The sequence below is a fragment of the Mycolicibacterium agri genome (assembly GCF_002553505.1).
Classification (GTDB): Bacteria; Actinomycetota; Actinomycetes; order Mycobacteriales; family Mycobacteriaceae; genus Mycobacterium; species Mycobacterium agri.
The window spans coordinates 1-12,592 of sequence record NZ_PDCP01000124.1; the positions used below are offsets into that span (position 1 = coordinate 1).

General features: G+C 66.2%; 8 protein-coding genes and 1 tRNA gene. 6 read left to right on the top strand and 3 right to left on the bottom strand.

Annotated elements, in window-relative coordinates; translation table 11 throughout:
• Both CQY20_RS35035 and CQY20_RS31480 read right to left on the bottom strand, forming a co-directional pair.
• The coding region (locus CQY20_RS35035; protein WP_207767349.1) for a cyclodehydratase at positions 1-638 on the bottom strand (638 nt) is incomplete at its 3' end.
• A gap of 147 nt (positions 639-785) precedes the next feature.
• Positions 786-2,234, bottom strand: a complete 1,449-nt coding sequence (locus CQY20_RS31480) for a zinc-dependent metalloprotease (protein WP_207767350.1) — start codon at positions 2,232-2,234, stop codon at positions 786-788.
• Between the two features lie 75 nt (positions 2,235-2,309).
• Here CQY20_RS31480 and CQY20_RS31485 point away from each other — a divergent pair, with 75 nt between their 5' ends.
• The 6 genes from CQY20_RS31485 (at position 2,310) to CQY20_RS31510 (ending at position 12,188) form a co-directional block, all read left to right on the top strand.
• On the top strand, positions 2,310-3,332 hold the full coding sequence (locus CQY20_RS31485) for a YlbL family protein (RefSeq protein ID WP_097944913.1): 1,023 nt from the start codon (positions 2,310-2,312) through the stop codon (positions 3,330-3,332).
• 77 nt (positions 3,333-3,409) lie between these two features.
• Positions 3,410-6,433 carry a UPF0182 family protein gene (locus CQY20_RS31490; RefSeq protein WP_097944915.1) on the top strand — a complete coding sequence of 1,008 codons (3,024 nt, stop codon included), beginning with the start codon at positions 3,410-3,412 and terminating at the stop codon, positions 6,431-6,433.
• A gap of 295 nt (positions 6,434-6,728) precedes the next feature.
• Positions 6,729-10,391 carry a diguanylate cyclase domain-containing protein gene (locus CQY20_RS31495; protein WP_234816501.1) on the top strand — a complete coding sequence of 1,221 codons (3,663 nt, stop codon included), beginning with the start codon at positions 6,729-6,731 and terminating at the stop codon, positions 10,389-10,391.
• A gap of 15 nt (positions 10,392-10,406) precedes the next feature.
• Positions 10,407-10,483 (top strand) — tRNA-Met (locus tag CQY20_RS31500).
• 390 nt (positions 10,484-10,873) lie between these two features.
• On the top strand, positions 10,874-11,350 hold the full coding sequence (locus CQY20_RS31505; RefSeq protein WP_097944917.1) for a winged helix-turn-helix domain-containing protein: 477 nt from the start codon (positions 10,874-10,876) through the stop codon (positions 11,348-11,350).
• Positions 11,334-12,188, top strand: coding sequence for a zeta toxin family protein (locus CQY20_RS31510; RefSeq protein ID WP_097944919.1), 855 nt, complete (start codon positions 11,334-11,336; stop codon positions 12,186-12,188). The genes CQY20_RS31505 and CQY20_RS31510 overlap by 17 nt, the downstream gene beginning before the upstream one ends.
• A 149-nt stretch (positions 12,189-12,337) precedes the next feature.
• Here the strand turns inward: CQY20_RS31510 and CQY20_RS31515 are convergent.
• Positions 12,338-12,592 (bottom strand): IS30 family transposase (locus CQY20_RS31515; protein ID WP_109789712.1); only part of this gene is annotated, 255 nt, incomplete at its 5' end.

A 12,592-nucleotide genomic window follows, 5' to 3' on the forward strand; every position in this document is an offset into this window, starting at 1 on the left:
ATTCGAGGTGCGCAACACAGCTGCACCCGCCGCCGACAAGGACGAGGCGATCGCGAGCTCCATGATCGGGACGCACAATCCAGACAGCTGGTCACGCCGGGCACCACCAGCGGCCCCACCAGGCCGGTGCCGTCGCGCACCCGAACCGGCAGATGCGGTAGCCGCGCGGAGTGCAGTTCGCGCACCATCCGCGGGTCGGCCGCCAACGAATCCGACAGCACCACAAGGTCAGTCGTCGACGACGTGACCGCGGCGTGGGCTTGGTTGCTGTGTTTGATGCGGGCACCCGAACAGCGCAGCGCGCTTGTCAGCAGATCCGACAGCGGCCCGCGGCCGTGGATCCGGATCGACGCCGTACGGGTGTGCTGCGGCGGCCTCATCGGCGCTGCCACACCGGAATCCACCAACGCGGCGACCAGGCCGGTCACCGCGGCGGTATCGACGCCTGCGGCCAGCCCGCGAACCTGATCGAGCGTCGCGCCGGTTTGCAGGACACGCAGCAGTTCAGCGAGCGCCGCGCTGGTCATCCCCGACGGCGGGCGCACCAGCACCGCGCGGCGCGGATCCCAACCGACCTGCACCACCCCGTCGGGCCGGGACAACACCGGCATGGCCGGATTCAGCGCGTAGCGCGTCATGAACTGACAATGCCACGGCCCGGCTGGGGTGCCCGGAGTTATCCACAGCCGCAAGGCTTGGCGGGTAGACCCGTGGCGGATGCGCTCTGTCGGGTGTGCATCTGGCGACGGTTTACGGCGAAATTCCGTCGCTAGACCCACAAACCGTCAGGACTTGGACTCGCCAGAGCCGTCGCCTGAGTCCTCGTCGCCTGAGTCCGCTGCGTCCCCGGAGTCCGCTGAATCCTCGGCCGCGTCGCCGACCTCGACCTCTTTCTCCAGATCGGCGAGCGCCTCTTCCAAGGCGGTATCCAAACCGCTGGTGTCCCCGCCGATGATGCGGTCGATGAAAGCTGCCGGCTCGTCGAGATCGTCGGAGTCGGGCAGCAGGTCGGGGTGCTGCCACACGCGATCGCGGGCGTCCATCCCGGCGGCCTGCGTCAGCTTCTCCCACAGCTCGGCGGCTTCGCGCATCTTGCGGGGCCGCAGTTCGAGGCCGACCAGCGTGGCGAAGGTCTGTTCGGCCGGGCCGCCGGTCGCGCGGCGCCGACGCAGCATCTCGCTCAACGCCGAGGTGCCGGGGATCCGCTCGCCGAGCGCCTCGGCGACGACGGTCTGCACCCAGCCCTCGATCAACGCCAGCAGCGTCTCCAGCCGTTCCAGTGCGGCGGTCTGCTCAGGGGTGGCCTTCGGCTCGAAGATGCCCTGGTTCAGCAGCTGCTCCATCTGCGAGGGATCGGTCAGCGACGCCGGGTTGAATCCGGCGGCGAACTCCTCGATGCCGCTCATGTCGATCTTCATGCCCCTGGCGAAGGACTCGACGGCGTTGAGCAGCTGGCTGGCCAGCCACGGCACGTGGCTGAACAACCGATGGTGCGCGGCCTCGCGGGCAGCGAGGAAGGTGATGACCTCGCTGCGCGGCTGCTCGAGCCCCTCCGCGAGCGACTCGATGGCCTCGGGCAGCAGCGCGGCGACCCCCTTGGGTCCGAGCGGCAGCCCAATGTCGGTGGAGGTCAACACTTCTCGGCTCAGCTTGCCCAACGCCTGGCCCAGCTGCGAGCCGAACGCCATGCCACCCATCTGGGTCATCATCGACAGCAGCGGGCCGGCCATGCTCTTGGCCTCCTCCGGCAGCGCCGACGCCCACACCGTGGAGATCTGCTCGGCCACCGGGTCGCACAGCCGCTTCCAGGTGCCCAGCGTGTTGTCGATCCAGTCGGTGGGGGTCCATGCGACTGCCTTCGTGGTGCCCGCGGGGATCGCGGTCGCCCCGTCCAGCCAGGTCTCGGCCAGGCGCACCGCGTCGGCAATGGCCGAGCTGGTGGACTCAGGGATAGGGGCGACGAAGCCGATCGAGCTCGACGCCAGTTGGCGGGCCAGGTCGTAATTGACCGGGCCGGACTGCTTGCCGGTGGCCATGGCGCCGCCCGCGCCGCTGAACATCTCGCCGAGGCGGGTGAAGATCTGGCCGAGCTGGGAGAGGTCGAATTCGCCTCCCCCGAAGCCGAACGGGTCCTGCCCCGAGCCCGAGTCGGGATCCTTGCGCTTGTCGCGCTCGGGGTCGTCTCCGGACGAAAAGCCGAAGGGCAGGTCAGCCATGTCCCCAACGGTACTCATCACGGGCGCGTCGCGTGGCGGCCGTGGTCACGCTCTGAGTGAACCCCACTTCGGCGGCCCATTACTGTTGGCGGCGTGAACAGGCGGATTTCAACGCTGCTGGTCGCCATGGCGCCGATCGTCGTGTTCGGTGTGTTGCTGGCCCTGGTGACCGTGCCGTACGTCTCGCTGGGTCCAGGGCCGACGTTCAACACCCTCGGCGAGGTGGACGGGAAGGAGGTCGTCGACATCGAGGGCACCGACGTCCATCCGACGACCGGGCACCTCAACATGACGACGGTGTCGCAGCGCGACAATCTCACGTTGGGGCAGGCCTTGACGCTGTGGATGTCGGGGCGCGAGCAATTGGTGCCGCGTGACCTCGTCTACCCGCCGGACAAGAGCAAGGACGAGATCGACGAAGCCAACACCCAGGAGTTCAAGCGGTCGGAGGACAGCGCCGAGTACGCCGCCCTCGGCTACCTGAAGTACGCGCCTGCGGTCACCGTGGAGACCGTCAACACCGACGGCGCGTCGGCGGGCAAACTGGAGGAGGGCGACGCCATCGATGCCGTCGACGGAGTTCCCGTTACCTCCCTCGACCAGTTCCAGGGGATCATGGAGAAGACCAAGCCAGGTCAGGAGATCACCATCGATTTCCGGCGCAAGAACGCGCCGCCCGGCGTCACGACCATCAAGCTCGGTTCCAACCCCGAGAAGCCGCACGGGTTCCTCGGCATCGGCGTGGTCGAGGCGCCGTGGGCGCCGTTCACCATCGACTTCAACCTGGCCAACATCGGCGGCCCGTCCGCCGGGTTGGTGTTCAGCCTGGCCGTCATCGACAAGCTGACGACGGGGGACCTCAGCGGCGACAAGTTCGTCGCGGGCACCGGCACCATCAACGTCGACGGCAAGGTGGGCTCGATCGGCGGCATCACGCACAAGATCCTGGCCGCCCGCGAAGCCGGTGCGACGGTGTTTCTGGTTCCCGCCGAGAATTGCGAGGAGGCAAAGTCCGCGCATGAGGACGGCATGGACCTGGTCAAGGTGGACAACCTCGGGCAAGCGGTCGACGCCCTGAAGACAATTTCTGCTGGTGGCGAAGCGCCGCATTGCTGAGGGAGAGCTGGGAGACCGATGCGTAGAGTTGTGGCACGTCATTTGGGACGTGCTTGGTGAAAATCGGGAGTTGACGAGTGGGTATGCGGCCCGCGGCGAAGATGCCGAAGCTGACGCGACGTAGCCGGATCTTGATCACGATCGCCCTGGTGGTCGTGCTGCTGTTGCTGATCGGGCCACGCTTGGTCGACGGGTACGTCGACTGGCTGTGGTTCGGCGAACTGGGATACCGCTCGGTGTTCACCACTCAGCTGGTGACCAAACTCGTCGTCTTCCTGGTCGTGTGGGCGTTGGTCGGCGGCGTCGTGTTCGCCGCGATGGCGCTGGCGTATCGGGCCCGGCCGGTGTTCGTCCCGACCAACGGACCCAACGATCCGGTCGCCCGCTACCGCACCGCGGTGATGACGCGGCTGCGCCTTGTCGGCATCGGCATCCCCGCGGTGATCGGCTTCTTCGCCGGGATCGTCGCGCAGACCTATTGGGACCGCATCCAGCTGTTCATCCACGGCGGCAGCTTCGGCGTCACCGACCCGCAGTTCGGCATGGACCTCGGCTTCTATGCGTTCGATCTGCCGTTCTACCGGCTGGTGCTGGGCTATCTGTTCGTCGCGACGTTCCTGGCGCTGATCGCCAACCTGTTGACGCACTACCTGTTCGGCGGCATCCGGCTGTCCGGTCGGACCGGGGCACTGAGCCGCTCGGCGCGCATCCAGTTGATCAGCCTGGTCGGAACGCTGGTGCTGCTCAAGGCGATCGCCTACTGGTTCGACCGCTACACGCTGCTGTCGAACTCCCGCGCCGGTAAGCCCTTCACCGGGGCCGGCTACACCGACATCAACGCAGTGCTGCCTGCCAAGCTCATCCTGCTGGCGATCGCGGTGATCTGCGCGGTGGCGGTGTTCTCCGCGATCGTGTTGCGGGACTTGCGGATTCCCGCTATCGGTGTGGTGCTGCTGCTGTTGTCGTCGATGATCGTCGGCGCGGGCTGGCCGCTGGTGGTCGAGCAGATCAGCGTCAAACCCAATGCGGCGCAACAGGAATCCGAATACATCAGCCGAAGCATCGCCGCAACCAGGCAGGCCTACGGGCTGACCGACGACGTCGTGACCTACCGCGACTACCCCGGCAATGCGCCGGCCACCGCGCAGCAGGTGGCGGCCGACCGGGCGACGACGTCGAACATCCGGCTGCTGGACCCGACGATCGTCAGCCCGGCGTTCACGCAGTTCCAGCAGGGCAAGAACTTCTACTACTTCCCCGACCAGCTCTCGATCGATCGCTATGTCGACCAGAACGGCAACCTGCGCGACTACGTGGTGGCCGCGCGCGAGCTGAACCCCGACCGGCTGATCGACAACCAGCGCGACTGGATCAACCGGCACTTCGTCTACACCCACGGCAACGGCTTCATTGCCTCGCCCGCCAACACGGTGCGCGGCGTCGCCAACGACCCGAACCAGAACGGCGGCTACCCCGAATTCCTGGCCAGTGTGGTCGGCGCCAACGGCAGCGTCATCTCGCCGGGGCCCGCGCCGCTGGAGCAGCCGCGCGTCTACTACGGCCCGGTCATCGCGAACACGTCGGCCGACTATGCGATCGTCGGCAAGAACGGCCCCGACCGCGAGTACGACTACGAGACCAACACCGAAACCAAGAACTACACCTATGCCGGCAAGGGTGGCGTTCCGATCGGCAACTGGTTCAACAGGGCCGTGTTCGCGGCGAAGTTCTCCGAGCGAAAGTTGGTGTTCCCCAACCCGATTGGGCCGCAGAGCAAGATCCTGTTCAACCGTGACCCGGCCAAGCGCGTCGAGGCGGTTGCGCCGTTTCTGACGACCGACACCAGCGTCTATCCGGCGATCGTCAACAAGCGGATGGTGTGGATCGTCGACGGCTACACGACGTTGGACAACTACCCGTATTCGGAGCTGACGTCGTTGTCGAGCGTCACCGCCGACTCCAACGAGGTGGCGTTCAACCGGCTGGCACCCGACAAGAAGGTGTCCTACATCCGCAACTCGGTGAAGGCCACCGTCGACGCCTACGACGGGACGGTGACCCTCTACGCGCAGGACGAGAAGGATCCGGTGCTACAGGCGTGGATGAAGGTGTTCCCTGGCACGGTGAAGCCGAAGAGCGAGATCACCCCGGAACTGCAGTCGCACCTGCGCTATCCCGAAGACCTGTTCAAGGTTCAGCGCGCGCTGTTGGCCAAGTATCACGTCAACGATCCGGTGACGTTCTTCTCGACATCGGACTTCTGGAACGTGCCGCAGGATCCGAACCCGACGGCCAGCAGCTTCCAGCCGCCGTACTACATCGTCGCGAAAGACCTTGTGAAGGACGACAGGTCGGCGTCGTTCCAGTTGACCAGCGCGATGAACCGGTTCCAGCGTGACTTCCTGGCCGCCTACATCAGCGCCAGCTCCGATCCGGAGAGCTACGGCAAGATCACGGTGCTGACGATTCCGGGTCAGGTCAACGGCCCGAAGTTGGCGTTCAACGCGATCAGCACCGACACCGCGGTCAGCCAGGACCTCGGTGTGATCGGCCGCGACAACCAGAACCGGATCCGGTGGGGCAACCTGTTGACGCTGCCGGTGGCCAACGGCGGATTGCTGTACGTCGCACCGGTATACGCATCACCCGGCAGCAGCGACGCGGCGTCGTCGTATCCCCGCTTGATCCGCGTGGCGATGATGTACGAGGACCGGGTGGGTTACGGGCCGACGGTGCGCGATGCGCTCACCGAGTTGTTCGGCCCCGGCGCCGACGCGACCGCGACAGGGCCCGCCCCCACGAACCTGCCGGACGGGCAGCCCGCGGCGTCGCCATCGGCGCGGTCGTCGGAGGGTGCGGCGGCCGCCGCACCACCGCCCAACCAGCAGGGCAGGGCACCTGAGGTGCCGACGCCCGCCGGTGCGGTGCCCGGCCCCGGCGGTGGGACGCAGCTGTCGTCCGCCAAGGCGGCCGCGTTGCAGGATCTTCAAAACGCAATGAGTGAGCTGCGCGACGCGCAGCAAAGTGGCAATTTCGAGCGTTTCGGTGCCGCGTTGCAGCGTCTTAATGACGCGATGAACAAATACGACAACGCCAAGTAATGCGATAGCAGTTTGCTATCGCCCCAAAATGGGGCATGATCGGCTCCGGGGAACAATCCGAGCCTTGGGACGCCGATGGAGCATTGCGCGCGGTATGCGTGGCGTCGGTTCACGGATGTGGGACGCGTTCGTTGGGTCGGCGTCGGGATCTTCGCTGCGGCGTTAGCGGCGATCGCCGCCTGGGACTTGTGGCCCTGGGAGCACGCATCCGCGTCTCGGCCCATCGATGAGCTCGCCTATGTGGTGTGTCTGCTCTTCGGCGCCGGCTGCGCGCTCAGAGCGGCCCGGGCCGGTCGTGGCCGCCGGAGGTACGGATGGCTGGCGATCGTCGTGGCTGGTCGCGTGGGCGGTCGGCGAAGTCGTCCAGCTGGTCGGGGGAGCGGGGGTTACTGCCGATCCGTGGCATCCGACCGTGACGCAGGCGGTGCTCAGTATGTTTCCCGCCGCCGCCTTCGCATGCCTGTTACTTCTGGGCGACCTCGAGAAGGCTCCGCGCAAGCGGCTCACCCTCGACGGGGTCATCGTTGCGATGTCGCTGTTCGTGGTGTCTTGGGTCTGTGTGCTGAACAATCTGGCCGGCGAGGGCGGCGCGCCCGTCGCCACGCTCGTTCACGTCGTGGCCGACGTGGCGCTCATGACGACCGCGATCTTGGTGTGGTCGCGGCCCCTGACCCGGCAGAGCGTCGGGCTGTTGGCGGCCGGCGTCACGACGATCGTGGTGGGCGACATCGCCGGCGTGTACGTCTCGGGCATCGGCGGCTACCACAACGGGCACATCGTCGACCTCATCCGGGTGGCCGGTTTCGGGATGGTGGCGTTCGCCGCGCTGATCAGCGTCGGCGAGCGGCCCGTCGAGACCCCGATGATGAACCTGCAGCCGGGTGTGCGTGTGTGGCTGCCCTACGTGCCGCTGCTGTTGGCGGGCGCCGTCGCCGTCGGCTATCAACTGCACCACTACGACCAAGGCGCGCTGCTCATCGCCGAGGGCGTGCTGGTGGCCGCGGTACTGGCGCGCCAATTCGTGGTGCTGGCCGACAACAGGCGCCTGCTGAGCGACGTTGCCCGCGAGGCCTACCACGATCACCTGACCGGCTTGGCCAACCGCGGGCATTTCGTCGCGACGCTCGAGCGTGCGGTGTCCGGTCGACGCCTCACCGGTGAACCGGTCGCGGTGCTGTGCCTGGACCTGGACAACTTCAAGGCGGTCAACGACGCGCTGGGCCATCCGGCCGGCGACGAACTGCTGATCCGGGTGGCCGGACGGCTGACTGCGATGTTGGGGGAGACGTGGACTGTCGCGCGCCTCGGGGGCGACGAGTTCGCCGCGATCCACGTGGGACAGGTCGACGCGTTGGCGGCCGCGAACAGGGTGCTTGAAGCGTTCAGCACACCGATCGTCGTCGAGGGCATGCCGCAGACGGTGCGGCCGAGCATCGGGCTGACGGTCGCCAGTGACAAGACCACGCAGACGGCCGACGACCTGCTGCTGAACGCCGACCTGGCGATGTATGCCGCCAAACGCGACGGCGGCGGCTGCGTACGCAGCTTCGTGCCTGACCTTCCCGTGCCATGGGAGCTGCAGCAGCTGACCGACGAGCCGCAACAACCCGCGATTACGCCCCAAGGGAATGCCGGTGGCCGCAGGCGTCGTCGTGAGGCGGCGCCGCAAGCGGCGCGCGGTGTCATGTGGCCGCCGCGCGCGGTGCGTGCCGGCCTCGCAATGTTGGCTCTCGGTGTCGTGGTGTTCACGTTGTCGACCGTGTTGCGGGACCACGCGGGCCGTATTGTGCTGCTGGACAGCATCTTGTATCCGGCGTTGAACATCTCGGCCGCCGCGTTCGTGTTTCTGCGCGCGGTGCGGGTCCGCGTCGAGCGATGGCCATGCCTTCTTATTGCGGCCGGCATGGCCAGTTTCGCCGTCGGCGACGTGACCTATGCGCTGTGGGTGCCCGAGGGCCAGTCGCCGTCGGTGGCCGACGTGTTCTATCTGGCGTTCTATCCGTTCGTCTACGCCGGCGTGCTGCTGCTGATGCGGGAGCGGTTGACGCGGGTGCCGACCGTCTTCCGAATCGACGCGTTGATCTGCGGATTGACGCTCGGCGCGGTGGCCGCCGCGGTGGCGACCGGCCCGATCGAAACGGCGATGCGAGGGGAACCGGCCACCGTCCTGGTGGGCCTCGCGTACCCGGTCGGAGATGTGCTGCTGCTGGCGCTGGCCGCGGGGATGCTGCCCATCCTCGGTTGGCGGGCCGAACTGCGCTGGGGACTTTTCACCGCGGGCTTCATGGCGTACGCGATCGGCGACACCGCCTATCTGTTCGAGACGTCGGCGGGCACGTATCTGGAAGGCACGTGGATCGATGCGTGGTGGCCCATCGCGTCGCTGCTCGTCGCGGTCGCCGGCTGGTTGCCGTCCTCGGGAGCCAGCCCTCGCCCGAAACCAGGCCTGGGCGCCTATGTTCCGGCGATTGGCTGCGCTGGACTGGCGCTGGTGGTGGCGGTGCTGGCCAACCACAGCCGAGTCGTGGTGGCGCTGGCCGCGCTGACCCTCATCGCCGTGGCGTGGCGCTTCGCCGTCACCTTCCGCGACGTCAGCGCGACGGCCGAGGCACACCGCCAAGCCATGACGGACGACGCGACCGGGCTGCCCAACCGGCTCTCGTTGGCGACGACACTGACCGCGGTGTCTGCCGCCGATTCGTCGGGACTGTTCCGGTCTCGGTCCAGCCGCGCGCTGATGCTGCTCGACATCGACCAGTTCAAAGAGATCAACTACTTCGCGGGCCGGCACGTCGGCGATCAGCTGTTGAGGCTTGTCGCGGCGCGCCTTACCCACGCAGTGCGTCCCCACGACGTGATCGCCCGCACCGGCGGCGACGAGTTCGCGGTGCTGTTCGCCGACGGCGTCGACCTCACCACGGCACGAGCCAGGGCGGGGGCGATGCTCGAGGCGCTGCGCGGGCCGTTCGAGCTGGACCCGATCCGGGTGCAGGTCGACGCCAGCGTCGCGATCGCGCTGTACCCGGACCATTGCCAGCATCCCAACGACCTGCTCAACTGCGCCGAGACGACGCTGCCGCACGCCAAGCAGAGCGCGGGCAAGATTGCGGTGTACGACGCGGGTCGGGTGCGTTCGGAGAAGGACAACGACGACTACCTCATCGAGGAGTTGCGCCTCGCCCTGTCCAACGACGAGCTGACCTGCTTCTACCAGCCCAAGGTGTGCGCCGACGACGGCCGCGTGCACAGCGTGGAGGCGTTGCTGCGCTGGCAGCATCCGCGGCGCGGCCTGCTTTCTCCCGAGGAGTTCCTGCCCGCGGCCGAACGTGCAGGCCTGATGCGGCGGGTGGCCAATCGCGTCGTCAACCTCGCCCTGGGGCAGGTGCGGGCCTGGCGTGACGACGGCTGCCGGATGACCGTCGCGGTCAACCTGTCGATGGCGAACCTGCTGGACCTCGACCTCGTCGAGATGATCGATCGGCTGCTCACGAAGCACCGTGTGCCGCCGGATGCGCTGATCCTGGAGATCACCGAGGGCACGTTCGCCAACGACTCCTTCCGCTCGCGCAAGACGGTGTTCGCGTTGCGGCGGCTGGGGGTGCGAATCTCTCTCGACGACTACGGCACCGGATGGCCGTCGCTGGCGCGCCTGCAGGACCTCTCGGTCGACGAGCTGAAACTGGACAGGGTCTTCGTGTCGCGGCTGGCCGAGGACCCGCGTTCGATCGCGATCGTGCGGTCGACGGTGGCGCTGGCGCACAGCCTGGGCGCCGACCTGGTCGCCGAGGGCGTCGAGGACGAAGCCACGCTGCACGCGCTGCGACGGTACGGCTGCAACATCACCCAGGGATTCGTGCACACCCCGCCGCTGCCCGCCGACGAGCTGATGCAGTGGATCTCGCGCAGTACGCCGCTGATGCCACGAGGGGATTTGGCGCTGCACCCAGACCTTCGGTAACGTGGCGATCGTCAACGCGGGGTGGAGCAGCTCGGTAGCTCGCTGGGCTCATAACCCAGAGGTCGCAGGTTCGAATCCTGTCCCCGCTACCAGCGGAAATGACCCCAGAGGTGTGACCTCTGGGGTCATTTTCATGCCGCTTGGACACGTATTTGGACACATTAGAATCGCTAATAGACTTAGCTATCTTGTTGTCTATCTCCAGTTTTCGCTGATTATCACGGTGGCCGTCCGTCTTAGCGGCTTAGCGGCAGTCCCCATTTGAGGCCTGCGGAACGACCGCGAGATCAGCCTGGGCCGGTGCGCGCGGGGGCGCGCTCTTTCGCCAGAGCTGCGCGGCCGCGTCTCAAGCTCATTGCATAAATGCAGCCTTGGTGCAAGCGTCCGAACTGTCCGGCTGGTTGCTTTCGCGGTGGCGCGAAGGACGCGGCCGCCGTAAACTTGATCGTGATTCAAAATGAATCACGGAGGTTGCCTAAGTTATGTCCCCTCAAACTATCGATGCGACCACCGCCGAGAAGCGGCTCGCAGTTAAAGCTGCACGCCAACGCATCGACGAACGTGAACTCGAGCGCGCGATCTACCAGGCCGCCAACCACGCGGGACTGTCACAGCGACAAATCAGCGACATCGTGGGCATCCACTCCCAGGCCACGGTGCAACGCATCCTGCGCCGGCTCACCGATGATCCGTCGCTGCTCGAAGAGACACCCGCAGAGATCATTGACCGCCGCGCCGCCGGAATGATCGATGACCACGAGATGATGGAACGACTTCTGAATTGGAAGTACTCCTTCGGCGGCGTGGTACGGATCGACGGTGTCGCGACCGACGCCTACACAACCGGTGATTGGGACGATATCGAGATGGCCTTCTACCGGGGTCTGCTCAGCGACGAGGAGTTCCAACGCCTGGCCACGCGCCACCTTAAGAGCATGGGCAGTGGCGCGCGACGATAGCCTGCGCGCAAAGGTCGCTGAACAGCTCACCACACGATCGGCCCCTGGCGGACCGCTGCATCGGGATGCATCCGAATGCACTGAACGCCGGTACGCCACCGACGTCAGTCGGCTATTGCTCCGCAAACGCATCGTCGACAGGTACCTCGCCGGCGGGAACCCGCGCCGCGATGGCCGGTCAGCGATCATCACAGCGGGCGCCCCAGGATCCGGAAAGAGCTCGATGCTCCGTGCGGTAGTCGCCGATCTCGACGACTACCGCGTCATCGACGCCGACATCATCAAGGATTTCCTCATCGAGCAAGCGATCGACGACGGCATCTACGATCATCTACTCGCCGAGATTCTGGCCGACGGATACGCATTGGCGCCCCGTGAACTCTCCGGGTTTGTGCACCTGGAATCGGTGAAGCTGGCCGACCAGATTCGACGAATATGCATCCGCCGCAAGGAGAATGTCGTGATCGAAGGCACGCTCACCTGGGATGGCCAGGGCCCGAGAATATTTCGTGAGCTCGCCGACTCCGAGTACACCGACATCGAGGTGTATGGCGTCGACAGTGGACCAGCGGTCGCCCACGAGTACGCCTTAACCCGCTGGTGGCAAGGCCGGCTCGACTGGGTGAGTGGTGCCGATCAGCTCGGCGGCCGATTCACCCCCGTCGACGCCATCGATATCTGCTACCCAAAGGGTGGGCAATCCATATGCACCACTCACGCACTGCAATTCATCGACTCTGCACAGTCCGGCGAGATCCCACACGTGCATGTCACCATCCTGCGCAGGTTGACAACCGGGACGCTCGAAGTGGCAGACGAACGGTTCTACCGCCAGTAACTTGGGCCGCTCGTGGCACCAAACGCGGACTATCCGGAGCCTTCGGTACCGCGGAGTCGTCTGCGAGGGTTTCGGGCAGCGTCACTTTGCCGGTGTCCAGGTGTAATCAAGCGACTCTCAGCATCCCCGACTCAATTAGGACGGCGATTTCAGGCAGTGGATGCAACAGCGGGTGGTTTTGGCGGGTTTGAGAGTAGCTCGTCGAGGACTTCAGCGGGTTTCTTCCAGCCGAGGGTTTTGCGGGGTCGGGTGTTGAGTTGGGCGGCAACGTAGTCGAGGTAGTCGGCCGGGAACACTGATAGGTCGGTGCCTTTAGCAAAGTATTGGCGCAGCAGCCCGTTGGTGTTCTCGTTACTGCCGCGTTGCCATGGCGAGTGCGGATCGCAGAAGTAGATATCGAGCTC